Raw genomic sequence first — 24,658 nt, 5'->3', positions numbered from 1 at the left:
CTTTCTATCATGAAACACCTCACCTTGAATATTCAAGGTGAGGTGTTTTGGTAGTATAGGCGTCCATTGTCATTCCAATTGCCATACATTTTATTTTGTTTGGTGTTTGTTATAAATTTATCTAATCTTTTGTTAAATAACTCAGGTTGAGTTTTATAGCTTTGGATGGTGTCGATTCGAATTCTTTTATAAATATCTGGAAATGCAGAGAAATTCTGATACACTTTCGTGTCCTCTTTCAACCTCTGCAAAATTATAGGGTCGATTTTAAATGATTCGTAACTGAGAGCAGGGAGAGCCTTTCGACCTTCATCTGTCATTAATCCCAGCGTTTCAAGGCGACGTGCCCGTTCTTTATTCAATTCAGTCCACGAACTTTTTTTGCTTCGAGGAGATAACCTTTGAGCTAATTGAGTCTCGGAAATTTTCTTTTTTTGCCCATCAATCCATCCAAAACACAAGGCTTCTTCAACAGCATCCAGATACAGCAACGTACCTGGTGTTGATTTCATACTCACCACGACCCAGCAAGAATTTTCAGTCAGGCAATGTTCTTGAAACCAAGATCTCAATTCGCTTTTTGACTTTGCTGGCAGCAGTTCATTAAGTAGCATTAGCAATTACGCTATCCAGGAATGTGTTAGCGTCGCTATTAAACTTCCAAACGATACCAAATTTATCCACCAACATTCCGAAGCAGGATGACCAAGGCATCTCTGATAATGGCATGATCACATAGCCGCCTTCAGACAAATTAGTAAAGTAGTTTTTCATTGCCTGTTTATCATCAATAATGATACTAATGATTACATTGTTGCCTTTAACCAGCTCACCCGTTACATTCTTCATCGAAGGAAGAAGATCCGACATCATTATTTTTCCACCAGCGAATTCTAACGATGACTCCATAATCATGTTCAACTCATTTTCTGGCAAAGGGTAGTTTGGATCTTGTGAAAAATCCTTGAATTTCACTTTTTTTACCTCACTTGCGTTTAAAGCTTCCGAATAAAACGCGATGACCTGCTCGGTGTTCCCATCAAAATTTAAATATGCAATAACGGACATGATAAAACCTCCTTCTTGTAATACATGAAGTGTAAGCTATAATAGGTGACAGCTAGGTTGTCACCTATTAGCTTTGTTCAAAAATTATATTTTAAAGAGGACTATCGTGAACAAAATTGAAAGATTAATATCCATCATAATGATCTTGCTGCAAAAGAATATAGTATCAGCCACCGAATTTGCAAAATTATTCAATGTGTCCAAAAGAACGATTCTACGTGATATGGAAACACTTGGATTATCTAACATTCCCATTTATTCTATAAATGGAGTGAACGGCGGATACGGGATTATGGATGAATACAAAATAGACAAACGACTTTTAAGCAGCAAAGATTTAGAAAATATACTAACTGCACTGGGCGGATTGGGAAAAATTCTATTTAGTGACGAAGTAGAATCAACGCTTAAAAAGATTGAATCAATGATAGGTTCAACGACTTTGGGAGGTACCATTCAACTGTCTTTTTATAATTGGGATGGTCGTCCTGAAATTGTGCAAATCTTAAAGACTTGTCAGGAAGCAATAGAGCAAGAAAGGTTACTTACATTCGATTATATAGATCAAAGTGGGGCCAAGTCGCAGAGACGGGTCGAGCCATACCAGCTTCATTTTAGTGAAATGAGTTGGTATTTGAAGGGGTTTTGTTTAGATCGAATGGAGTATCGAACGTTTAAATTGTCCAGAACGGATAATCTGAATATCGATATTAATACATTTGTTGCTAGGGATTTTATGACTGAACAGAAAACAGAGCAATATTATCAACCGAATCTAATTACAATTAAAGTATTGATCTCGCATCGAATAAAAGATCAATTTATTGAAAGATACGGTCAAAAAAGGATTGAAGCTTACAATTCTGAACTCCTTATAGCCGAAATAGATTTGCCGCAAAACCACTTTGGATTTCGGTTTTTAGCTAGTTTCGGGACGGATTTGCAAATCATAGAACCTAAAGCATATGTTGAAGAGTTCCGAGAGTTCCTAAATGCCATGATAAATAAATATGTCTAAGAATCCATATCTTGATTCTGGTGAATATTTCTACTTTGTACAGGGTTGTTTCTTTTTATGATAAGAAGGAGGTACTTCGTTATGGAAAAAACGATCTACTTAATTACAGGCGTAATGGCTTCTGGTAAGTCAACAGTGTCGGAGCTGCTGGCTTCCAAGCTGGGAAAAGCCGTGCATCTGCGTGGTGATATATTCCGTCGGATGATTGTATCCGGCCGCGAAGACATGGCCGCTGAACCGTCGGAAGAAGCAGTCCGTCAATTATATTTGCGTTATCGGTTAGCTGCAAATGCCGCAAAAACCTATTATGAGAATGATTTTTCTGTAGTTTTGCAGGATAATTACTATGGTGCGGAATTAGTCTATATGATGGAGCAGTTAAAGGATCACCCGGTTCGGTTAGTTGTGCTGTGTCCGAAGGTAGAGGTAGTAAAAGAACGTGAAAAATCAAGAGGAAAGGTCGGGTACACTGCCTTTACGGTAGAGAATTTGTATTCAGACTTTTTGAAGGAAACGCCTCAAATCGGATTTTGGCTGGACAGTTCGGAGCAGTCCCCTGAGCAAACAGTAAATGAAATTTTACAGCACTATAGATGAGAACCAATGATGAATTTGAAGGCGCAAAAAGTCACAGAATGCTCCGTATATGTAATTTTTCAAACTTTGTACAATGCAGAATAATCATTAAAATAGGCAATAATAAAGTCCCGGAAATTTCTGGCCGAAGAAGATAAATATCTATCCTTCACCCAAGATAGTCCTACTGGATAGGTAGGATTAATATCCGCGATTCTGACGTAATTCAAATCCAACGTTCTACAGACTGAAATAGGGAGTAGCGCGATACCCTGGTTGACCTTAATAATTTCCGCCAGTAAATGAGAATCCACCTCGAAAATAATTTTGGGAGTGAATCCTGCTTTTTTGCAAAGCTCGGTTGTAAAAAAGCTATATTCCTCATTATTAGCAAGGGCAATAAAAGATTCATCGGCCACTTTACTTAACGAAATTTCAGATTTTGTCGCAAACTTGTGAGTGAATGGTAAAACCAGCACGATATCTTCATTAATAAGGACACAACTTTCAATCTCATCGTCCGCCATAGGTGGACCTGCGATCCCCAAATCAATATCCCCTTTTTTTAAGCTTGCAAGGATGTCATTTCTAGCTCCGAGTCCCTGTTGAATATTGGTATCCGGCCACTGGGTAATGTACCTGCTGATCAATCCGGATAGGAATCTGGGATTTGAAATCGATATTTTGATGGTATGGTCAATTGCCATATCCTTCGTCTGTATTTCCATTCTTGCATTTTCAATTTCGGTGAAAATCCTGTTGACATGGTTCAAGAGGATTTTTCCGGATGCATTCAATTGTATATTTCTCCCTTTCCGATCAAATAGGGTTGTACCCAACTCATCCTCAAGTCTCTTTATCGTCAGGCTTAAAGAAGGCTGAGCAATATTTAATTGTTCGGCAGCCTTAGAAATATGCTCTGTATAAGCGACGGTCTGAAAGTATTTCAATTGAAGCAGCTCCACTATAGTGCACCCCATATATTTATTATAATAAATAAGTTTATATATTATCATGTATTAGATTAAATGTAAATTGAGATGTAAAATGGATTTTGTAATCATCATTTCGATATAAATCAGACAACAAAATGAAGAAATTAGAGATCGGAAGGTGTGGTTCAGATGAGAAAGGAAGAAGTGGTTAAGCAATTTACAACTCCGCTGGATGCAGGGGCATATCCTTTGGGGCCTTATCGTTTTTATAATCGCGAATACCTGAACATTTTATATAGAACTGATCTGGAACGCTTAAGAAAAATCGTTCCGGAGCCATTGGAGGTTACCTCTCCGCTTGTAAGGTTTGAGATTATGAAAATGCCGGATGTAACAGGCCTTGGTTCCTATACAGAATGTGGTCAAGTGATACCTGTGAGCTATGATGGGGAGGAAGGGGATTATCTCCACGCAATGTACGTTGACAGTTTTCCTGCAATCGCATCAGGCAGGGAAATAGGTGCCTATCCTAAAAAAATGGGCAAACCCAGTTTGTATGTAGATTCCGACACATTGGTTGGACTTATGGATTATGGCTCTTTGAGAGTGGCTACCGCGACTATGGGATATAAGCATTTTCCGCTTGATCATTCGGAGGCGATGCAAGAGATTGTTAAACCAAATTATATGCTGAAAAAGATGCCTGGTTATGACGGATATCCAAGAATCTGTGAATTGGTACGGAGCCAAATTACGGATATTAAAATACAGGGTGCCTGGTCAGGCCCTGCAAGACTGGAGCTATTCGCTCATGCTCTTGCGCCGATGGCAGATTTGCCAGTACTTGAGGTTGTTTCGGCTTCCCATATCATCACAGAGCTTTCGCTGCCTTCTCCAACAGTTATATATGATTATTTAGCTGATGAAAAATAAACGTCATTAAAAGCATTCAAAAAAAGCATTCAAACAGAAAAGGTAGGGGAATTCCATATGAGAATTGCAATTTTAGGAGCAGGTTCCTTAGGAACCATTGCTGGTGCATATATTGCTGCCGGCGGACAAGATGTAGAGTTGATCGATGTCTATCAAGCACATGTGGACGCATTAAACCAGACAGGGGCCCAAATTACTGGCACTACGGATTTTCAGGCAAAGGTGAAGGCCATTACTCCCGACGAGATGTCAGGAACTTATGATTTAGTCTTGCTTCTAACTAAACAGCTATATAACGAGTCCGTTCTAAAAGACCTGTTGCCGTACTTAGATGACCAAAGTGTTGTACTTTCCTTGCAAAACGGTATCCCTGAAGAAAAGGTGGCTTCCATTGTTGGCCGAGAACGGATCATTGCCGGATCTGTTGAATTTGGTGCTACGTTTATTGAACCGGGAGTATCAAAACTTACAACAGAGTTCAATCGCTTTAAGCAGTACGCTTTTCAAATTGGCGAATTAAATGGGGAAACAACCGAAAGAATTCAACAGATCCAATCTATACTAGACCTTGTGGGTGGAACACATATTTCCGATAACCTGGTGGGCACGAAGTGGTCTAAATTGCTTATTAACAATGCATTTAGCGGCCTATCTGCAGCACTAAACGTGGAGAATGGCGTCGTGCTTGATCATGATATTAGTATTGTAAGTGCCGTTCATATTGCCGATGAAACGATCAAAGTTGGACACGCAAATGGTGTGAAATTTGCCACGATGGGTGGCTTTGATATTGAATCTTTGGAAATACAAAGTGATAAGGATATCCCGGAACGAATTAAAACTCTTCGGGTTCTCATGGCGTCCTCCAGACTGTTAAAAGCAAGCATGCTGCAGGATCTCGAAAAGCAGCGGAAGACCGAAATTGATTATATCAATGGAGTAGTTCCACGGTCAGCTTTAGGCAAACAAATCTCAACACCTTATAATGATATGGTTGTAAGATTAGTTAAACAAGCTGAAGAATCTCAAACTGTGCCCGATTTCGAGACTAATATTAAGTTCTTTGAAGAGCTTAACAATAACAGATGATGTGAGTGAGTTGTAGATCGCCAGAAAACGTATTGAGGAGATCATTCCTCAATGCGTTTTTTTATCGTTAAACGATACCTTATAGTTCAGGAGAATTGGGATAATGTTCCATAGTAGATCTCAGTAGAAACAGCAGATAATAAAAGCATGATCTAAGTTCAAAGTTATTTGGTTTTAACTATCCAATACTTAAGGGCAAAATAAGCTTAATCTCTCTTGTACACCTGCTGCAATTTCTTCTGGCATCTCCTTAACCTGGATATCTCCACCCAAGAAAAGCAACCAATTGGTTATTTCGGTTAATTCTTCTGCATGATGAACGTTAATAAACGTCTTTATAACGGCTGTAGTTTGGTAAGGGTTCGTATAAGAAAGTGAAAGCTTTAAAGGATGATACTTCTTGAACTGTGCAATCGCCTTTGGACCAAGTTCGAGGACAAGGTTGATCACTTCTTCCTGCTTACTTAATTTTTCTAAAATCTTTTTCTTGCTTACCTTTTTCTTCGTAGGAAAGGGTTCAATATGGGTGACATTGTCGACAGATAGAATCCGTCTCTTTTCTTCCTCTAAGTCGAAGCCTTCAATGATCCATAGGCTTTTCTCACGATATAGGTGTAGAAGATAAATGGGATACGAATTTATTTCCCTTTCTTCCTGAACGGTAACCAACAAATGGCTCTCTATAAGAAGAAGCTGGATGAGTTTTTCCAACATAGGGTGGGGCAGGTCTGACAGATCAAGCAAGTCGGGATTATGGGGGTTGGTCCCTTCAAAAAGCAATATTTGATTCAAAAGAACAAGGTCATCTTGCTGATTTTCGGAGATAAGGCCCAGTAACTTTTCGGTTAAAGACTGACGGCTCTTTAGATAAGGGAGTTGTTGATTTCTAGTTGCCATAAAGGCGAGAAAAAGAGCTTTGATCTCATTATCGGTAAAGCGGACCGTGGGCAGGACAGAGTTGTTCATGACAAAATAACCCCCATCCCTCCCAACTTCAGCGACAAGTGGCATGCCCATAGCTTCAATTTCTCGGATATCTCGAATAGCGGTCGAACGAGAGATGTTAAATTCCCGCATGAGTTCAGAAATGGTAAAGTGTGCGCGGTTGTTGATATACCTCATAATGATATTAATTCGTTCAACTTTTTTCATCGGGTCCCCCTAAACAGTATCATAATTTGACATGATTCAAGGTTATTATAAACCCATCAAGTGAAAAGACAAATGCATTGATAAATTTAAAGAGGATGGTGTTACGAATGAGTAATTATAATTTTGAGGAAAAAGACAGTTTTATCGTTTTGGGTATTGGAACGGAGCTTAAGAGCAATTACTCAGACTTTGCTGGGATTAACAAAGAAAAGGCGGATTTTTGGTCGGCTGTGAAAGAAGATGGAAGCCTGGATGCTTTAAAAGCTATAGCGACCAATGACTATATTTTTGCCGTGAACGAAGCGGTGAATAACAAGATGATGCATTATGCTGGTGTCATGACAGAAGAAACACTGCCAGAAGCAACCAGAGTGATCCAATTCCCTAAAGGTGAGTACCTGGTCGTTAAGGGGGAAGGAGCAACATCTGATGAGTTAAATAATAACCTTACTGGCGTTGCTTTTGGTCAAGTTCTACCAGCGGAAACGAATTATGCTTATGTTGGTGGACCAAATACTACGGTTGAGATGGGGCAACGAAACGGCTTGGTATTTGGTGAAATATGGATTCCTGTTGTTAAGAAATAAGGTGAAGGAGAGATCGGCATGTCGTATATCGTTGATTTTAAAAATGTGTCTACGGTCGGATTAGAGTCCTCACCAGTAGCAGCAGCGCTTGCAGGTTTGCGTGCGAATGAAGCCCGTTATTTTATGAACAAATACAAGCATGAATTTACGGTTGTTCCTGCTAGCGAAAGTCAGGACACCCTTGATTATGTAACACGAATTTTGAAGGAAGAACGTGATATTGAATTTGCGGCCAAGCCTTTGGAGACGTCGGCTTTTCAAGTGGAAAACATTCGAATTTCCTACGTCTTTTATGAAGATGGTCTTGGACTCAATGTCATGTATACGGTGGATGACCCTAAGAAGCGGGCCGTGGGTTTTAAGCTTTCCGAGGGGATGGAAGTTCCAGCGGAGTTGGAAGGCAAGTTTAAGTTTGCCAGACAGAAATCCAAGTTAGCTGGAACCATTCGGGGATCATTTTTTGTAATTAAGAAAGAGTATTGATATTGAAGTGGGCAAAAGCGCATGTGAAAGAAGCAGAGCATAGCCCCATTGAAAGTCGCTGATTAGCGGCTTTTTTTGTTTTATTTTATCGGTGCAGCTAGCTTTGGAGAATTTCTTTCTTAGTTTCATCTAAAAAAGCAGATAGTGCCGGTGTTATGAGGGTGTTTGAATGAAAATCTCCAGCAAGTGAATATCCAAGTTGACCCTCCTTTAGAACACAATCTATCTGAAATCATGATATGTAACATCTGATTTACGGATTATACAAGATGGATAAACTCGATGTAAACTATAAAGAATGGAATCCGAATTTGATGGGGAGGGAACCTTAGATGCCTATTCAATTAAACAATAAGCTCTGTGAAAGCTTAAATATTCGTTACCCAATCGTTCTGGCGGGGATGGCCGGTATTGCAAACATGGCACCCCTAGTGGCTGCGGTTTCTAATGCAGGTGGGTTAGGGACGTTAGGCGCTGCGTATATGAGTCCTGAGGAACTAAGAGGCGCTATACACGAGATCAAAAAACGGACGCAAGCACCGTTTGCCGTGAATATTTTTGCTCATGTTGGACCGGATCACTATACGAATTTTGATGCGGTAAACGAAGAGTTGAACCCAATTCGGGAGTCTTTAGGTATGAAGCAGCGTGCTCAAGATGAGCTACGTACACCCAATCATTTTGAAGAGCAGTTTGACATCCTGCTGGACGAAAAAGTTCCGATGATTAGTACAACGTTTGGACTACTTTCTGAGCACCATATGCAGAAGGCAATATCGTTAGGCATCAAAATCATGAGTATGGTCACAACGGTAGAGGAAGCTATTGAAGCGGAGAAGCGTGGATGTCATGTCATTGTTGCACAAGGTAGTGAAGCAGGAGGGCATCGAGGAACTTTTAATGTATCATCTCAGCCTACTGGAGCAAACATCGGAACCATGGCACTTGTCCCACAAATTGTAGATCACGTCCATATTCCAGTCATTGCTGCCGGCGGTATTATGGATGGCAGAGGACTGGTGGCTTCACTCGCTTTGGGAGCGCAAGGGGTGCAAATGGGGACGCGTTTCTTGACATCGGTAGAGTCTGGCGCACATGAGGTATATAAACGTGCATTACTTGATAGCACAGAGGAAAGTACTGTAATTACAAATGCCTTTTCTGGACGGCCAGCGCGTGGCATCAAGAATGACTTCATACAGCATTGGGAAGCATCCAGCATTAAGCCGCTAACCTTTCCTACCCAAAATACATTAACTCGCGAGATTAGAAATGCTTCTGCTAAGCAAAATAATCCGGAATATATGGCCCTTTGGGCAGGTCAGGGAACGAGAATGTTAACAGATAACCAATCTGCAGGCGATATCATTATTCAAATTGTAGAAGAAGCCAGAAATATAATTTAGTTGTGTTTATAATTTCACATCCAGTGAATATCGATCACGAAGTACCGACAAATGGTGAAGTTCATGTCCAACCAAAATATAGGCGATTGATCGAGCCGAAGCAGGGTTATCACTGACGATCCCTCTGCAGAGCCAAGCTTCCGGCGTGAGATGACGGAGCATAAGAATGGTTGAGCGGCGTGTGACGGCATATTCTTCGTTCAAATCGGCTACCGTATACGTATTGAAGGGTTGGCTCTTCATAAGCACGTCCTGATCGTAGCCAGGATGATTCGCTTTGTCGCCTCTGGCGATGCGGAGCAATCGGCCGCTCATGATACGTTCGTTATCCAGTAGGTGACCGATGACTTCCTTCACGCTCCATTTGCCTTCGGAGTAGCGATAATTTGCTTGCTCCTCTGTTAATGAAGAAAGCAAAGTTTGTACGATGTGGGCCTTCTGCTCTAACTGTTCAATGATATTCCCTTCAGGAACAAGCCGGATGTACCCTTCATAAAAAGCTGCATATTCCTCTGTAGTTGGTCTTTCAACCATATAAATACCTCCTTTGAGATTCATATTTCTGGATTATATTCTAGCATATATCTTACTTCAAGCATTGAAATTGATCCTTCCGCTATATGGGCCGAAGGGCCTTTTGATGTGATTGGAGCAGTTATATGATTTGGTTGTTCCACTTTCAATCCGTACGTCGTATCCCTTTTTGTTGAACAAATTTCTCCAAAATCGAAAAATCCTCTGTCACTTCTTTGAATGGCAGCGTGTCCAGCACCTGTTGCCGGTAACTCTTTTTTGCCGCTGCGCTGAGACGGGAGTCTAGTATGCTGAGTATGCCTAGATCCGTTTCACTACGAATCAAGCGTCCCGTTCCTTGCCGTAACCGGAGAAGCATATCCGGGACAAACACCTCCATGAACGGATTTTCCGATACAGATGCCTTATATTCATAAATTGGATCGGAAGGGACAGGGAAGGGCAGACGGAAAATAATGACCTGCGAAAGATCGGGCCCCTCGATATTCACACCTTCCCAGAATACACCGGTACCCAGGAGCACACCTTTGCTTTTCCTGAATTCGGTGATGACACTGTCCTGGGAAGATCCTTCTTTCTGAACATGAACTGCCCATGTGTATTCATCAGGACTTGAAATCAGCTTCTTATGAATGTACTTCATGTCTTCCTTTGCGGAAAAAAGGACAATGGTTCTGCCTTGTGTTAAATTACAGAGCTGAACCAATTCGTTGTAGGCTGCTTCAAGATAGTTTTCGCGCTGTTCATGCTGGTAATAGGGAACGTTGTTCGAGATGTACATCATGGCATGATTGGTGTAGTCAAAAGGGGAGGATTTGCGATCCATAAAATCACCCTTATAACCGAGGGACTGCGTCAAATAAGAGTATTGTTCCTCCAGTGTCTCCCCGCCTTGGCACAGCGTTGCCGACGTTAAGATAACAGGCGCCTTGCCGTTAAATAAAGCGTACTTCAGAAATTGGCTTATATCTTTGGGACAGATGCTGATCGTGGCTACTCCCAAGAGACTGCTTGCCCATATGAGATAGTTATCCTCTAATTCAGCCAAGACACGGATGAGAGTTATAAGCGCGTTTATAGCTTCAAAAGCGTCATCAATCTCCCGCTCGTGACGAGAGGTCAAAATGGAAAGGCGAAGACTGAGATCTTTCAAATCGTTCGAGATTTGGTTTAACGGTATTCCTTTGATCTCCGACACTTTTATACGGTCGCTATCCTGCTTGGCATGGTGGAGCAGATCTGCATTTACCTGTTTGAAGATGCGTTCAATACATTTTTTTATAAACTTGGTTTGTGAGAAGATACTTTTATCCCCGGACTGCTTCGTGAGAAGCTGCACAGTATTATCCAGAGTGCGGCAAACTCCCCGATAAGTAAACTCAAGCGTTCTGGCATCTCGAACTTTCGCTTCCAGATTATGCGCTTCATCAATGACGATCAGAGCCGGCTGTTCCGAGATGATGCTTTTGGTTCCTTCTTTTTTCTTCATCAAATCCCGTATGAGCAGGTCCTGGTTCACAATAATAAAATCAATCTCATGAGCCTTTGCATTTAATTTAGCTCTCATATCGTAAAACAAGCACGCATTTTTATGATGGCAACGTTCAAATTTGCAATCATTTACGGAAAAGTTGGACCAATCCGCATCACTAATTCCAGCTTTAATATCCGCTCTTTCATCAATTTCATAATCTAATATGCGCTGGGCAAGGGTAGACAGTGAGGTGTTCGGATCATCAGGCCTGATCCATTCCGCGGCCCTGCTTCGGCAGGCATACTGGCCCATTCCTTTCCCAACGACAGAGCGAACCGTTGTGAAGCCCAGCCGACTACCAATGACTCTTAAATCTTTATGTATCTGTTCCGAAAGCTGAATGGAGGATGTAGCTATAATGACCGGTTTCTGGGACATTTGATTCATGAGCAGGCTTGGGATCAGGTAGCCAAAAGACTTGCCAATTCCGACACCAGCTTCAATCATGGCGTTATGCCCATGGATATAAGCATCGGCTATATCAAGAGACATCTCTTGCTGCCCGATTCGCTCTCTAAGGCCAATTCGAGGAAACCGATCATAGATTCGGAAGATGGCGTTAACCAAAGATCGTTCGATTTCCTTTTCCGATTCCCGTTTATTGATCTTATAGAGATCATTTAACCAGTTAATAACGAGCGCCCCCTTCCAAATGAAAGATCCTGTTGTAGGAATTTTTTAGTCAAACTGTAATTATCTTAGATGGTGAGATAACAGTCAAGTCTTCATCGGGGTTAATTATGTACCCAAGCGATAATAACAGCGACTCAACGCAACAAAACGTATATCCATAGCGTCTATTCATCTTACAAAGAACATCAACAGGAGTGGAATAGATGCAACTAAAAATGATGGCGATATTCGGTGCTGTTCTCGGCTCTATGCTCATATGGGCAGGAAGTGTAGATGCGGAAGAACGTTTTACCGATCTGCAGCATTCGAAGTGGGCAGAAGACGGTATCGAGTATATGGCTGAACGAGGAACAGTCGCAGGATATGGAAATGGAATATTTAAGCCCCAAGGGCTGGTAACAAGGGCGCAAGCCGTCACGTTTATGGTGCGGGAGCTGTATCCTCAACAGCTGGAGAAACCGGTGGAAGGTAAAACGACTTATTCGGATGTTCCGGCAACTCACCCCTTTTATCAGGAAATCGCGTTAGCATCAAAAAATGGACTTGCCAGCGGATTTCCTGGTGGCTCCTTCCGTCCGGATGCACCGCTTAGCCGCGCCGAAACTGCAGCATTCCTTACGCGTGCGTATTCACTCTTGGAAGGCAAGCAACCTGCCAATTGGTCAGATACGAAACAACATTGGGCTGAGGCACCCATTCAGATCTTGAGCTCCAACGGCTTGGTCGGCGGATATTCGGATGGTACTTATCGTCCGAATCAAACGGTCACGCGAGCGGAATATGCTGTATTTATGTCACGTGTGATTCGATTCGAACGGGAAGCAGCCATTCGTACACAAGATTGGGACAAGCTGATATCCTATATGACCGTAAGCGAGCAAGTCGGCCAGATGCTTATGCCTGACATTAGGCAATGGAACGGTAAAGTGACCACGATCGTTCATGAGGGATTGAAAAGCACCATTCATGATCAAGATTTGGGCGGGCTTATTCTTTTTGACAAAAATATTGTGGATATCAGGCAGCTTACAACGTTCACACATGACATGCAAAGAGAAGCCGGCGACATTCCTTTATTTCTTAGCATCGACCAAGAAGGGGGCGTCGTTAAGCGGATACCGGGCGGGACGAATCTGCCGGGACAGATGGCGCTTGGCGCAACGGGAGATACAGCACTGGCCGAAGCGGCTGGACAGCTGACAGGGGAGGAGCTGAAGGCACTGGGGATACAGATCAACTTTGCGCCAGTGCTCGACATTAACAGCAATCCAGACAATCCAATCATTGGCATACGATCGTTTGGCTCAGACGCGGATTTGGTGACGCGGCTTGGTCTCGCAACGATAAAGGGTCTACAGCAATCCGGGGTGATCGCGGCAGTCAAACATTTCCCAGGGCATGGGGATACAACCGTAGACTCCCATCTCGGTATGCCTGTGCTAACACATAACCGCGCACGACTTGATGCGGTAGAATTAAAACCATTTCGGGATGCGATTGAGAACGGGGTCGAGATGATCATGACTGCACACATTGCTTTCCCGGCCATTGATAACGAGCATGTTACTTCACTCAAAGACGGAAAGAGTGTGCCCATACCTGCCACCTTATCCAAAAAGGTGCTGACCGGACTGCTTCGGGGGGAGCTGGGATACGAAGGTCTGATCATTTCTGACGCCTTTACCATGAATGCGATTGCGGAGCATTTTGGGGAGAATAAAGCCGTGGAACGTGCTGTTTCCGCAGGTGTTGATATCATCCTTATGCCAAAAGATTCGGCCGCTGCCCATCAAACGCTGGTGAACGCAGTGAAGAGCGGGAAGATCCCGGACGAAACCATTCATGCCTCAGTGAAGCGAATTCTGGAGCTGAAAGCGAAATATGGTTTGTTTGAACGCAGCCAGACTCTAGCGCAAAAGCTAAATGCGCTTAACGGTGTCATTGGATCGAAGCAGCATCGTGCGGTGGAGCAGGAAATTGCCGAGCGAGCAGTTACCGTATTGGCCGGCCGTGAGGGTGGACTTCCGGATCAAATTCAACAAGGCGACCGGGTCGTTATTCTCGCAGCCGAACAGGAACAGGCAAAGCAGCTTGAGAAGCAACTGATACAAGCTGCAAGTAACCTATCCCTGAAGACAGAAATTTCTCTTATTGGACAAGGGAAGATGAATGAAGCCCTCCAGGCGATTGGACAGGCGGACTACGTCATTCTTGCTTCTTACCAGTTCCGCAACGTGGCCAGTGAGTTCGGATGGTCTGATTATCAAACCTTGATTGATACGATGAACAGGCGTAATCAGCGTTACTCCCTATTGTCGCTTGGCAACCCGTACGAGATGATTTATTTGCAGAATGTGCGATCAGGGCTTGCTGTGTATGGAAAGCAGGAGCCCAATACGTTAGCAGGGATCAAAGTGCTGGTTGGTCAACGGAAAGCTGAGGGCAAGTTACCTGTGAGAACGGAGTAAAGCACGATTAATGCTTTTGAAAAATACTGATTCCAAATACGGAATCAGTATTTTTTGTATTTTGATCTTTGATCCCGCCGGTCACGTTATGCCTCATGTAATTCCTTGCTACCTACAAAATAAGGAGTAGAGTTATAATTAACTTAATATGGAGGTGGTAACACGTGAGATTAGATGAATTGTTTACGGTACATGTGAACATTGGGAAATCAATTGAATTACATAACAGCGTGGATGAATCGGTTGTCATGATTACATTTACAGGGAACGTGACCGGAAAGTATTTTGATGGATTGGTGCTTGATGGAGGAGTGGATACTCAGATTATCAGGGAACAGGGGAATTACCACACGCTATCAGCAAGGTACATGCTCCAAGGAACGGACTACACAGGACATACCTGCCAAATTTATATCGAAAACAACGGAAACATGGATAACACGCTGAAAACTGCATTATTTCGTACTGCTCCCAAAATGGTTACAAACAGTAAGGCATTATCTTTTCTCAACAGTGATACGCTCGTTAGTGAAGGCTATCCAACGGCGACAGGTGTGGATATAAAAATATACAGGAAACTGTTATAACTCCGATCATATGAAATCCAAATGGATAGCAACCAGACCAGAATCGGAAGAAGGACGCTATGGTAAGGAAGGACGCAAGATTATTTGAAATTCTTGTAATAAACCAAATGGTCTGTCCACTCATCGTTTTCGTAAATAAATCCTTTGCGAACACATTCAAATTCCATGCCTACACGTTCTGCAAGTTTTATAGAAGGGGTATTATCCAAATTAATATGGGCTTCTATACGATGGAATTTCAAATGTTCAAATGCAATATGAAGAGCTTCATTCACGGCTTCTTTGCCGTAGCCTGTTCTCCAATACTGATTATGGATGGTATATCCGAAGCTTGCCCATTGAAAATCCGCTCTTGCTAAAGTCGCAATATCAATCATACCCAGATGTGTACCATCTTCCTTTCTAAATACACCAAATACATAAACGGCATCTGTACACGCTAACTTTTGGTGTCGATCTACGAGTTGATGAAACCAATCCGGTGTACATTCGCTCATATCCATTTTCCCTTGATCGTGGCGGTGTTGGGAAGGGAGACGGTTTTCAAATGCATTTAACCAATTTTCATAATCGTCTTTCTTTAAAGGTCTTATTATTAATCGTTCTGTCTCTGAAATATAATCAAATTGTTCTGCATTCAATACCAAGTGACATCTCCTCTGAATTATCTTTTTTCATTAACATAATTAAGCAATCCAAGTTTATCATAGGATGCATCTGTTGAGAACAGGAACGAAAGGGACATCCATCTGATTAGAAATCATAATTCAAAGGGCGGCTAGACATCTTTGCAATAATTGGATTAATGGTAAAATAGTGAAAATGCTTCATGTTGGAGGAAGGATGCTCATGTATAAACTGATGATCGTAGAGGATGAACTGCTCATGCGGGTTGGAATTCGTTCCATGCTGAATTGGGAAGAGTATAATTTCTATGTTGCTGGTGAAGCGGGGAACGGGAAGGAAGCGTTGGAACTTGCGCTAGAAGTGACCCCTGATCTAATTATTACCGATATCAAGATGCCGATTATGGATGGGTTAGAGCTCATACAAGAGGCATCTTGTTTACTGAAAAGCTGCAAATATGTCATCCTGAGTAATTTTGATGAATTTCATTATGCAAAAGAGGCATTGAAGCTTGGAGCTGTAGACTACTTGATTAAAAGTGAGATTACAGAAACCTCTTTAGTTGATTTGCTTTCCACCATTGAAGAAAAACTAAAAAGTGAACGTGGCACGCAGACCAACATACCATTTATGACACATGACCATTCCAAGAGCCTGAGACATCTCAAAGATAGCTTCTTTCAAGATGTTGTAAGCGGATTCATAGATGAAAAAGATATGGTTGCCAAAGCTGAAGAAATGCATTTACGTATACGATCAGACAAGTTGGTGGTCATTCAGTTTATTGTGAATTATTACGAGGAGGCGAAGAGGAAATATGTCGAGAAGGGGGAAAAGCTACTTCGATTCTCTATTCTGAATATTATGGAAGAGATCATTCCATCCAAATGGGAGAAAGAGATTTTTGTGGAAAGCTCATCTGAATATTGGGTTATTGTCAATGTTCTTCCTGGGAGTGAGTCTGTACAAGCCGATCTAAACAAACTATGTAATAAGCTTCTGTCTTCAATCAAGGATTTTATGAATCTGTCGCTCTCAGCGGGTGTAAGTACAATCGTTTCCGGTTTCCATGGCATAAGAAAGGCGTGTCGAGAAGCGGAATTCGCTCTAAGGCAAAGTTTCTTTAAAGGCAGTAACCAGATACTGTATTACGCGGACGTGATTCAAGCTCCAGTTCGGAAAGAAGTGAATGGAATGCTCAGTCCGGAGCAAGAACGAAATTTCCTCAAATTATGGGTGAGTAAAGATAACCAAAAGGCGGAGGAATTCCTTGAAGAAATTCGCTCTAACCTGGAGGTGCAAGAAGCAGATGAGAGCAGTATTCGCAAGCAATATATCAGGGTGATGGAGACCATACACTCCCATCTCTCACGAGCTATTGAACGAGGCAGGCCTTCCTTTACCGAGAGATCGCCTTACGAAATCGTTTTAAAGGGAGAGTATTGGGAGGATATTCACCAGGATATGCTGGCTCATATTGCGTATTACTTTAAAACCGATTCCCTGATTATGCAGGAGCGTTCTTACACAGACCTCGCCATTGAGTTAATGGACAAGTATTATGCCGAGGATATTTCGTTGCAAAGTATCGCTAGCCAGATCCGTGTCAATCCTTCGTATCTCAGCCGATTGTTTAAGCAGGAAAAAGGAGAGAATTTTATCACGTACCTGACACGAGTTCGGATTGAACATGCCAAGGCTTATCTATTGAGCAGGGAAATGAGAGTATATGAAATTGCCCACAAGGTGGGCTACCATAATTACACGTACTTCAGTAAGATTTTCAAAAAATCGGTAGGATTCACTCCTGAGGAATATCGAGAACGACAGCAGGAATTCATGTAATCCGTGAATAGAGGTGCAGCATATGAGGCATTCCGGGCTCTTCCCAATCAAGTACAAAATCATGGTGATATGCATTACAGTCATCATTCTTCCCGTACTTGTGATGACGATCAATTCGTATTATTCCTCTGAGCGATTATTGGCACAGAATTATACCAATCTGCTCACCGATCTGGCCAAGCAGACGAATATTCGCATTGATGAGTTCCTAAAGGAGATTGAGAAAATCACACTGCTTGCCAGCAATGGACTGAGCGACAATTTATCTGCAACCCATGAAGGAAGCTTTCCGATCCAGGATTTCCTGCGAGAGGGTGATGAACAAAATGAGATTGCCGCATACAATATTTTGATGAATTATATCATGATGAAGGATCGCGTATTTTCCATTTACCTCTATAATTTGAATGGGGGACAAGATCTGTTCGTCAGTCCTAACCAGCCTATTGACCCGGACTTCAAAGTGGCGAACGAATTGTGGTTTAAAAAATTCATGCATGATAATGATCGAACCATCACATTGACAACCCGAATCGATGAGCAATTGGAGAATAAAATTCTGGCAGTGTCACACGCTCGTAAAATTCATGATGTGGCTAGCGGGGAACTGCTCGGCGTCATTGTCGTCAGCATTGATATAAAGTTCATCGAAATCGTTAATCGTAACTTGCAGGAAGGGCTGCGTTCCAGATTCATGATCGTTGATGAGAATGATAAAATCGTATATAACGTAAATGAACGATTAATCGGTACATTGTTCCGGGACAACGTTCGTCCTCCCGAATCATTAAATGTTGTGGTGACCAGTCCACTTAGTCAGCAGAAATGGACTACTTATTTATACATGCCTTTGGATGAGCTTACTGCCGACGGCAAAATATTAGGGCATAATCTGGTGACACTGTCCATTGTCCTGGTTCTTTTTGCTGCCATTATTTCGATTTTTCTATCTCATGTCATCACCACCCCTATCAAGAAGCTGCTCAGCAATATCTCTTTGGTCGAGAAGGGGCAGTTTGAACAAGTTGAACATATTCGTTCTCGCGATGAGATTGGGCATTTATCGGTTCGATTTAACAAGATGTCACATGAATTGAAGCGTATGGTTGAGCGGATGCAGCAGGAAGAGATAGAGAAAGCAAAGGCCGAGATGCGTGCGCTTCATGACCAGATCAAGCCTCATTTTCTGTATAATACTTTGGGTTCAGTGAAATGGATCGCCTCCATGCAGCAGGCTGACAAAATCGTGGAAATGACTGATGCATTAATCTCGATGCTTCGTTATGCCACAAGATCCGATGGAACACTTGTGACGATTCGTGAGGAAATCGATAATATTGCGAATTACGTGACGATTCAGAATGTCAGGTACTACGACTGTATTCAGATGAAATATGAGATTGAGGATAGACTGCTCGATTATCATATGCCCAAAATGATTCTGCAGCCCATTGTGGAGAATGCGATCTTTCACGGTCTGGCCGAGCTTGAAGAAGACGGAGTCATTACCATTCGGATTCAACCACGGGGCAGTGATATTGTGATCGAAGTCTGCGATAATGGCATTGGTATGGATCAACATACGATCCAGAACTTTATGGAAGATAAGCTCGAAGCAGATAAAGGAACAGGAATCGGCCTGCATAATGTGCAGCGGCGTATTCAACTTCATTTTGGCAAGCCTTATGGAATGCAGGTGGCAAGTCAGATTGGAGAAGGTACGACTTTTACCATTCTGCTACCTGCCATCATCGAAACAATGTAGTCTTAAAAGTAATCGTGCATATGTTTACATTCCTAGAACGATCTTAAGTATGTATCAGAGGGTAAACACACCGAAAGGGGATGTCCCATAAGTCATGAATATGACAGGAACATCCCTTGTTCGTGTTATTTTGTGTTAATAAACCTGAGACACGCTATTCGCTTACATTTGCCCAGATCTGAGATCTTAGGAATCACAGAGACGTTATTTCGTCGATGCGGTCGATTTTTCAGGTTTTGAAAACGTGTTATGACGAAATAGCAATACTGAGTTTCGTTAAATCTTGAAAACGCTGATGATCCGCCTTTTAAGGTGCGGTAGGTTCGTTAGCGCTTAGAGCAAGGCAGAATTCCTTTTGAGACAGCCCCTTTCTATTATCCTTTGACGCTACCGAGTACCAAACCCTTGGTAAAGTATTTTTGCAAGAACGGATAAACGAGCAAAATCGGAATGGCACCTAAGAACATTTGAGCGGCGCGCCCAGTTCTGGCGTTCATCATCGATAACAATTGAGTATAGTCTGATCCAGATTTCAGCATGATTTGCTCAAAGCTCTGCAGCAGGGTCTGCAGGTAGCTTTGTAGTGGATAATTGGCTGGATTGTTCATATAGATAATGCCATCGAACCATGAATTCCAATGGCCGACGATACTGAACAAACCGACCGTTGCGAGAGCGGGCTTGAGGAGCGGCAATAGAATACGAAGCAATACCTGCACAGGCCCGGCACCGTCGATGATCGCTGATTCTTCAATCTCCTCTGGCAAACCTCTAATGAAATTCATAAGAATAATCATACTAAACACGGGCAGAGCTCCGGGCAGAATCAGAGACCAAATCGAATCAATCAATCCCATTTTGACGACCACCAGATAGGTAGGAATCAATCCTCCGCTAAATAACATGGTCACAATGAAAAATCCCATATAGATATTACGGCCCATCAATTTTTGTTTGGATTTGGATAATGGATAGGCGGTGAGCACGATCAGCACCAGATTTACCAACGTTCCGAGAACGGTTCGTTGGATCGCCACCCAGAGAGAGGAGAAAAATGACCCTCCAGTTAATGCAAATTCATAAGCCTTAGTCGTGAATTCGACGGGCCAGAACGTAACACTTCCCGCGGATACAGCGGAACTGCTGCTGAATGAAACAGCCAACAGGTTGATAAATGGGAGGATACAGAGTAGGGAAATTAGAAGCAATATCGTGTAGTTTAGGATATGGAACACACGCCTGCTTATACTTTTATCATAGATCATAATGAACGTTCCTCCTTAGAAGATGCGATAGCCGGCTACCCTGTAGGCCAGGAAGTACGATACGGCAACGAGCACACTGGAAATGATGGATTTAAATAATCCGACAGCGGTACCAATCGAGTACTGTGCCTGCTGAATTCCCAGACGGTATACATAGGTATCAATAATATCTCCCGTCTGATACACGACAGGGGAATACAGGTTATAGATTTGATCAAATCCGGCATTGAGGACGTTACCCAGTGACAACACAGTCATTAAAACAATCGTTGGCATGAGAAGGGGTAATGTGATGTAGATGGTCTGTTTCCATCGTTTGGCTCCATCAATTACCGCGGCCTCATATAGACCAGGGTCAATACTGGTTAGGGCTGCTAGATATACAACCGTGCCGAATCCAAAGCCTTTCCAGATATCACTCACGATCATGGTCCAAGGGAATATGGACGGTGTGCCCAGAAAAGAGATCGGTGCAATCCCGAATACGCCTAGAAATGTATTGATGATGCCATCGGAGCTAAGTATATCCAGCATGATGCCAGCCATAATGACCCAAGAGAGGAAGTTCGGAATGTATACGAGTGTTTGAAATGTACGTTTGATTCCACTGTGCAGTACCTCGTTAAGCAGTAATGCAAAAATAACAGGCACGATAATGCCGCCGATAATCTTGAAGACGGACATATACAGCGTATTCCAGATGGTTCTTACGAAGTTCGGCTGACTAAATACGTGCGAAAAATTGTCCCATCCAACCCATGGAGAGTTAAAGCCGAGACCCGGATTGTATTTTTGAAATGCAATAATAAGCCCATAAAAAGGGATATAGCTAAAGATGAAGACCAAGACCAGGCTCGGGATCAACATAAGATGGTAGGGACTCTGCTGCTTCCATTTTCTCAGCATTCATATTCCTCCGTTCTTGGTGTACCACATTTGTAACCGTTATCAAGAAAGGACGAGAACACTCCCGTCCATTCTTGGACACGGCACTTTTATTTGCCGTAGGCATCATTAACTGCCTGAGTTGCTTCATCGCCTCCGGCCGCTCGCCAATTCTGGACGACAACATCGAAATAATCGATACGTTCACTCCCCATGATAATCTTGGTGAAACCTTCTGTCAGGATATCATCCAGCGTAGTACCATAACTTGACAGCACCTCCGGTGAAACACCCCATAGTGCCGTCTTAATGTAGTTCTCGCTATCGAGTACTTTCTTAGCCAGACCATACGCATTCTTTGGAGCACCTTGTTGCAAATAATCACCGACTGCTCCCGGTGTTGCATTCTTCATAAACTCAACACTGTTGTTATATTTCTGCCACATTCCCGAAGTAGTGAGTCCACTGGTATCCTCGGATTGAAGGGCTGCTGATACAGCCTCGAACTGCTCGTAATCTGAATTCGGATTAAGCACACGGAACGCCCCGACCACATGGGCAATATCATTGTCTAGCAAAGCAGAGAGTGTTTCTTTGGACTCCTTGCCATTTCCTTCATCAACGATATAAGCATAGTCATTCAAAATCTTGATCACTTCTTGAGGGCTCTTGAATCCTTTTTTCATGACAATATAATTGTTGTTGGCGAAGAAGATGGATTGTTTCGCTTCCTTTCCATCAATGGTAGGGATGATATACGGATAAAAGATCGCGTCCTTACCCAGATTGGCTACTGTATCAACACCAGGATTATAACCCCACCACTGGTAATAAGGCTGTACGCCCACTTTGCCGGCTACGATATCCGCGTTCATCGCATTAAAGTCTTTGATTGCAAATTCCGGATCAATAATGCCTTGCTTGTACCATTCCGACCACTCAGCCAGTGCATTCTTCATCTCAGGCTGGACTGAGCCATATACTAATTTTCCGCTGGCATCTTCCATCCACATATCTGGATGTGCATTCCAAGCAATGGCGAGCAGGTTGAGGTAATCGAGCGATTGATCTACTGCTATGCCATATCCGCCGTGCTTTTCCATAAATTTCAGTGCAATGTTCTTGATGTCTTCCACCGATTTCGGATCTTGGAGACCCAGTTCTTCTTTCCAATCGTTCCGAATCCAGATGAAATCTGGTTGATCAATTAATCCCCAGTGCATCTGCGGTATCCCGTACAGCTTGCCGTCCTTCTTACCAGACTCATAGCTGTCCGCGTCCGTTTCCATGTAGCCTTTGAGACGTTCTGAAGCGTGTTGTTCAAAGACATCGGTAAGGTCCATTACCATGTCTGCTTCGACTAACTGTCTTAATTGTGATGGATTAACCCTAAACACGTCGGGGAGATCATTCGATGCTATAGCCAAATTCAATTTGGTATCATACTCATCGCTGACCCAGTCTGTTTTGACATCGATATTAAACTGCTCTTTGTATCGCTTGATCCACACATTGTTTGTAATATCATCGCCCTTTGGATATTTGGCAGAAGAATATTCTGACGTCACGGTGTGAATGGTTGTTATTCCGCCCTCGTTGGCATCCGAATCGGTATTGGATGTACTTTTCTCGGTGCTGCTTCCATTCGTACAGGCGGCGACCAATAGGGTCGACAGGCATAAAGACAACAGTAAAGTCTTGGTTTTCTTGTTCATTTCCTTTCCCCCTTAAGCGTCATATGTGAATACGTTTTCTTGAAAATAGTCTAAACGAGAAAGGGAGAACAGGATATAAAGGTTATTGACGAGAATTCGCATGTTTTTTTACTTTTGGGTTAAAGCGGAGAAATGATCAAAGTGGTTTGTGCACTTTTTTTACTTTTCACCCAATCATTTTTTACTCATGGCCCAAAGACGACGACCCAGATATTTTGATTCGGTATTATTGCGTGGCAGCGGTATTAACAAAAACAATAGAATAATCTGGAATTTTAGGATAAGATATATACATCTGAACAAAAAGGAGCGAATTTCAATGACTAACAAGGTGATTGTGCTTTAGGTTCACAGAAGGATATTTGCGGCATGGGAATTCCTTTTGTGGACATTGCAATGCGGGAGATCGTCCCGACAATGTTTACTGGAGGAGATCATTATTAACTTTAACGAAGCTGTTAACATCAGCAATACGCACGTACTGGAATGGGTATCCGAGCTGTTTCATCTGGAGGGTTACAACATCCAGCTTATTCCACCTCATGAGGGTGGGCGGAATGTCGTTTACACCTGTGAGCAAGAGGGGTGTGAATCGCTAATTCTCCGAGTGTCTTTTTTGCCTGACAGAAACCGCGAAGATTATATTGCTGAACTGGAATATGTCCAGTATCTGTTTGATCATGGAGCCAGCGTTTCGAATGTGGTGAGTTCCAAGAAGGGCAATCTGTTGGAAGAGATCACTTATGATCATCATACGTTTTTTGTCAGCCTGTTTCACAAGGCCAAGGGAAAGTTGCTGGTAGAAAATAATTATCTGTACCGGGAAGGTGTTCCACTTACCGAATACTATTATAATAGCGGCAAAGTTCTGGGCAAAATGCATCAGCTATCCAAAAGCTATGTTCCCGTTCATCGCAGGCATCATTTTTTTGACAATTACAAAGTTGAATATATCGAGAGGTTGGTCCCTGAATCTTTCTCTCTGCTTAAGGAGAAGATGGTCGAGCTCCTGAATACCTTAAAAGGTTTGAATACAAATCAGGAAACATTCGGGATGATCCATTTCGATTATAACGATGGGAATTACTCAATCGATTTTGATACCGGCCACATCACGGTGTATGATTTCGATAATTCATGCTTTGGCTGGTATATGTATGACCTGGCAGATCTATGGACACACGGTGTGGGCTGGATACAATTCGAACCTGACGCCGGGAAACGTAATGCGTTCATGCATGATTATTTTGAAACCGCCCTCGCTGGTTATACTTCCGAAACCAAGATCGAAGATTCGATGTTGGAGAAGCTGCCTTTATTTATTCAAGTTACCCTCTTGGAGAATATTCTAGGTCAATTGGAGGAAATGCAGCATACTGGCGAAGAATTGGAAGATAACGAAGAAGTGCTGTATCTCATTAAATGTCTGGAAGAGGATATACCGTACAGGGGATTTTTCCATGACATGTATTCGAGTGAAGCACCCTTTACGTTATGAGGAACGCTGAAGTGACATACAACTGAAGCATGAATAACCAGTGTTTCAAAGAGGC

The 24,658-nt window shown here is 42.6% G+C and carries 22 protein-coding genes; 12 read left to right on the top strand and 10 right to left on the bottom strand.

Annotated elements, in window-relative coordinates; translation table 11 throughout:
• Window positions 1–32: 32 nt before the first annotated feature.
• Both BMY78_RS13835 and BMY78_RS13830 read right to left on the bottom strand, forming a co-directional pair.
• Entirely contained in the window at window positions 33–614 is a 582-nt protein-coding gene (locus BMY78_RS13835; protein WP_090899496.1) for a YdeI/OmpD-associated family protein, read from the bottom strand.
• Window positions 604–1,068, bottom strand: a complete 465-nt coding sequence (locus BMY78_RS13830) for a VOC family protein (protein ID WP_090899493.1) — start codon at window positions 1,066–1,068, stop codon at window positions 604–606. Before BMY78_RS13830 ends, BMY78_RS13835 begins: the two co-directional genes overlap by 11 nt.
• Window positions 1,069–1,174: 106 nt before the next feature.
• Between BMY78_RS13830 and BMY78_RS13825 the strand changes: the two genes are divergently transcribed.
• Both BMY78_RS13825 and BMY78_RS13820 read left to right on the top strand, forming a co-directional pair.
• Window positions 1,175–2,086, top strand: a complete 912-nt coding sequence (locus tag BMY78_RS13825; RefSeq protein WP_090899490.1) for a helix-turn-helix transcriptional regulator — start codon at window positions 1,175–1,177, stop codon at window positions 2,084–2,086.
• A gap of 81 nt (window positions 2,087–2,167) precedes the next feature.
• Entirely contained in the window at window positions 2,168–2,683 is a 516-nt protein-coding gene (locus tag BMY78_RS13820; protein WP_090899488.1) for an AAA family ATPase, read from the top strand.
• Between the two features lie 59 nt (window positions 2,684–2,742).
• On the opposite strand, the gene BMY78_RS13815 is transcribed toward BMY78_RS13820, so the two are convergent.
• Window positions 2,743–3,627, bottom strand: coding sequence for a LysR family transcriptional regulator (locus BMY78_RS13815; RefSeq protein WP_090899485.1), 885 nt, complete (start codon window positions 3,625–3,627; stop codon window positions 2,743–2,745).
• Between the two features lie 159 nt (window positions 3,628–3,786).
• Here BMY78_RS13815 and BMY78_RS13810 point away from each other — a divergent pair, with 159 nt between their 5' ends.
• The gene (locus BMY78_RS13810) at window positions 3,787–4,530 is read left to right on the top strand and encodes an acetoacetate decarboxylase (RefSeq protein ID WP_090899483.1); all 744 of its coding nucleotides are present in this window, start codon (window positions 3,787–3,789) and stop codon (window positions 4,528–4,530) included.
• Between the two features lie 57 nt (window positions 4,531–4,587).
• The gene (locus BMY78_RS13805; RefSeq protein ID WP_090899480.1) at window positions 4,588–5,619 is read left to right on the top strand and encodes a ketopantoate reductase family protein; all 1,032 of its coding nucleotides are present in this window, start codon (window positions 4,588–4,590) and stop codon (window positions 5,617–5,619) included.
• Between the two features lie 189 nt (window positions 5,620–5,808).
• Here the strand turns inward: BMY78_RS13805 and BMY78_RS13800 are convergent, their stop codons facing one another.
• Complete coding sequence (locus tag BMY78_RS13800; protein ID WP_090899477.1) at window positions 5,809–6,771, bottom strand: helix-turn-helix transcriptional regulator; 963 nt, start codon at window positions 6,769–6,771, stop codon at window positions 5,809–5,811.
• 107 nt (window positions 6,772–6,878) lie between these two features.
• On the opposite strand from BMY78_RS13800, the gene BMY78_RS13795 reads away from it, so the two are divergent.
• From BMY78_RS13795 to BMY78_RS13785, 3 genes are all read left to right on the top strand, one after another.
• Entirely contained in the window at window positions 6,879–7,358 is a 480-nt protein-coding gene (locus BMY78_RS13795) for a GyrI-like domain-containing protein (RefSeq protein ID WP_090899474.1), read from the top strand.
• An 18-nt stretch (window positions 7,359–7,376) separates the two neighbouring features.
• Window positions 7,377–7,841, top strand: coding sequence for a phage tail protein (locus BMY78_RS13790; RefSeq protein ID WP_090899471.1), 465 nt, complete (start codon window positions 7,377–7,379; stop codon window positions 7,839–7,841).
• A gap of 332 nt (window positions 7,842–8,173) precedes the next feature.
• Window positions 8,174–9,247 (top strand): NAD(P)H-dependent flavin oxidoreductase, encoded by a 1,074-nt coding sequence (locus BMY78_RS13785; protein WP_090899468.1) that lies wholly within the window; start codon window positions 8,174–8,176, stop codon window positions 9,245–9,247.
• 6 nt (window positions 9,248–9,253) lie between these two features.
• Here the strand turns inward: BMY78_RS13785 and BMY78_RS13780 are convergent, their stop codons facing one another.
• Window positions 9,254–9,781, bottom strand: coding sequence for a DinB family protein (locus tag BMY78_RS13780; RefSeq protein WP_090899465.1), 528 nt, complete (start codon window positions 9,779–9,781; stop codon window positions 9,254–9,256).
• Between the two features lie 145 nt (window positions 9,782–9,926).
• A complete protein-coding gene (locus BMY78_RS13775) occupies window positions 9,927–11,882 on the bottom strand; it encodes an ATP-dependent DNA helicase (RefSeq protein ID WP_256222108.1) in 1,956 nt (651 codons plus the stop codon).
• Between the two features lie 269 nt (window positions 11,883–12,151).
• On the opposite strand from BMY78_RS13775, the gene BMY78_RS13770 reads away from it, so the two are divergent.
• Window positions 12,152–14,416, top strand: coding sequence for a glycoside hydrolase family 3 N-terminal domain-containing protein (locus tag BMY78_RS13770; protein WP_090899459.1), 2,265 nt, complete (start codon window positions 12,152–12,154; stop codon window positions 14,414–14,416).
• 164 nt (window positions 14,417–14,580) lie between these two features.
• Window positions 14,581–15,003, top strand: coding sequence for a DUF3237 family protein (locus BMY78_RS13765; RefSeq protein ID WP_090899456.1), 423 nt, complete (start codon window positions 14,581–14,583; stop codon window positions 15,001–15,003).
• A gap of 80 nt (window positions 15,004–15,083) precedes the next feature.
• On the opposite strand, the gene BMY78_RS13760 is transcribed toward BMY78_RS13765, so the two are convergent.
• Window positions 15,084–15,644, bottom strand: a complete 561-nt coding sequence (locus BMY78_RS13760) for a GNAT family N-acetyltransferase (RefSeq protein ID WP_371129137.1) — start codon at window positions 15,642–15,644, stop codon at window positions 15,084–15,086.
• 208 nt (window positions 15,645–15,852) lie between these two features.
• Between BMY78_RS13760 and BMY78_RS13755 the strand changes: the two genes are divergently transcribed.
• Window positions 15,853–17,475: a helix-turn-helix domain-containing protein gene (locus tag BMY78_RS13755; RefSeq protein WP_177185737.1), complete on the top strand. Its 1,623-nt coding sequence runs from the start codon at window positions 15,853–15,855 to the stop codon at window positions 17,473–17,475.
• 22 nt (window positions 17,476–17,497) lie between these two features.
• Window positions 17,498–19,240: a cache domain-containing sensor histidine kinase gene (locus BMY78_RS13750; RefSeq protein ID WP_090899447.1), complete on the top strand. Its 1,743-nt coding sequence runs from the start codon at window positions 17,498–17,500 to the stop codon at window positions 19,238–19,240.
• Between the two features lie 374 nt (window positions 19,241–19,614).
• On the opposite strand, the gene BMY78_RS13745 is transcribed toward BMY78_RS13750, so the two are convergent.
• From BMY78_RS13745 to BMY78_RS13735, 3 genes are all read right to left on the bottom strand, one after another.
• Entirely contained in the window at window positions 19,615–20,505 is an 891-nt protein-coding gene (locus BMY78_RS13745) for a carbohydrate ABC transporter permease (protein WP_090899444.1), read from the bottom strand.
• Window positions 20,506–20,520: 15 nt separating this feature from the next.
• The gene (locus BMY78_RS13740; protein WP_090899441.1) at window positions 20,521–21,411 is read right to left on the bottom strand and encodes an ABC transporter permease; all 891 of its coding nucleotides are present in this window, start codon (window positions 21,409–21,411) and stop codon (window positions 20,521–20,523) included.
• Window positions 21,412–21,500: 89 nt separating this feature from the next.
• A complete protein-coding gene (locus tag BMY78_RS13735) occupies window positions 21,501–23,105 on the bottom strand; it encodes a type 2 periplasmic-binding domain-containing protein (protein ID WP_090899438.1) in 1,605 nt (534 codons plus the stop codon).
• 382 nt (window positions 23,106–23,487) lie between these two features.
• Here BMY78_RS13735 and BMY78_RS13730 point away from each other — a divergent pair, with 382 nt between their 5' ends.
• Window positions 23,488–24,603 (top strand): phosphotransferase enzyme family protein, encoded by a 1,116-nt coding sequence (locus BMY78_RS13730; RefSeq protein ID WP_256222107.1) that lies wholly within the window; start codon window positions 23,488–23,490, stop codon window positions 24,601–24,603.
• Window positions 24,604–24,658 lie beyond the last annotated feature (55 nt).

The organism is Paenibacillus sp. OK076 (assembly GCF_900110055.1).
GTDB lineage: Bacteria > Bacillota > Bacilli > Paenibacillales > Paenibacillaceae > Paenibacillus.
The sequence above is the reverse complement of the archived record's forward strand: the minus strand, read 5'-3'. Positions and strand labels throughout refer to the sequence as shown.

Coding starts and splice junctions, on each gene's coding strand:
- BMY78_RS13835 (WP_090899496.1), bottom strand. CDS start 614: ATGCTACTTAATGAACTGCTGCCAGCAAAGTCAAAAAGCGAATTGAGA.
- BMY78_RS13830 (WP_090899493.1), bottom strand. CDS start 1,068: ATGTCCGTTATTGCATATTTAAATTTTGATGGGAACACCGAGCAGGTC.
- BMY78_RS13820 (WP_090899488.1), top strand. CDS start 2,168: ATGGAAAAAACGATCTACTTAATTACAGGCGTAATGGCTTCTGGTAAG.
- BMY78_RS13810 (WP_090899483.1), top strand. CDS start 3,787: ATGAGAAAGGAAGAAGTGGTTAAGCAATTTACAACTCCGCTGGATGCA.
- BMY78_RS13805 (WP_090899480.1), top strand. CDS start 4,588: ATGAGAATTGCAATTTTAGGAGCAGGTTCCTTAGGAACCATTGCTGGT.
- BMY78_RS13800 (WP_090899477.1), bottom strand. CDS start 6,771: ATGAAAAAAGTTGAACGAATTAATATCATTATGAGGTATATCAACAAC.
- BMY78_RS13795 (WP_090899474.1), top strand. CDS start 6,879: ATGAGTAATTATAATTTTGAGGAAAAAGACAGTTTTATCGTTTTGGGT.
- BMY78_RS13790 (WP_090899471.1), top strand. CDS start 7,377: ATGTCGTATATCGTTGATTTTAAAAATGTGTCTACGGTCGGATTAGAG.
- BMY78_RS13785 (WP_090899468.1), top strand. CDS start 8,174: ATGCCTATTCAATTAAACAATAAGCTCTGTGAAAGCTTAAATATTCGT.
- BMY78_RS13780 (WP_090899465.1), bottom strand. CDS start 9,781: ATGGTTGAAAGACCAACTACAGAGGAATATGCAGCTTTTTATGAAGGG.
- BMY78_RS13770 (WP_090899459.1), top strand. CDS start 12,152: ATGCAACTAAAAATGATGGCGATATTCGGTGCTGTTCTCGGCTCTATG.
- BMY78_RS13755 (WP_177185737.1), top strand. CDS start 15,853: ATGTATAAACTGATGATCGTAGAGGATGAACTGCTCATGCGGGTTGGA.
- BMY78_RS13750 (WP_090899447.1), top strand. CDS start 17,498: ATGAGGCATTCCGGGCTCTTCCCAATCAAGTACAAAATCATGGTGATA.
- BMY78_RS13745 (WP_090899444.1), bottom strand. CDS start 20,505: ATGATCTATGATAAAAGTATAAGCAGGCGTGTGTTCCATATCCTAAAC.
- BMY78_RS13740 (WP_090899441.1), bottom strand. CDS start 21,411: ATGCTGAGAAAATGGAAGCAGCAGAGTCCCTACCATCTTATGTTGATC.
- BMY78_RS13735 (WP_090899438.1), bottom strand. CDS start 23,105: ATGAACAAGAAAACCAAGACTTTACTGTTGTCTTTATGCCTGTCGACC.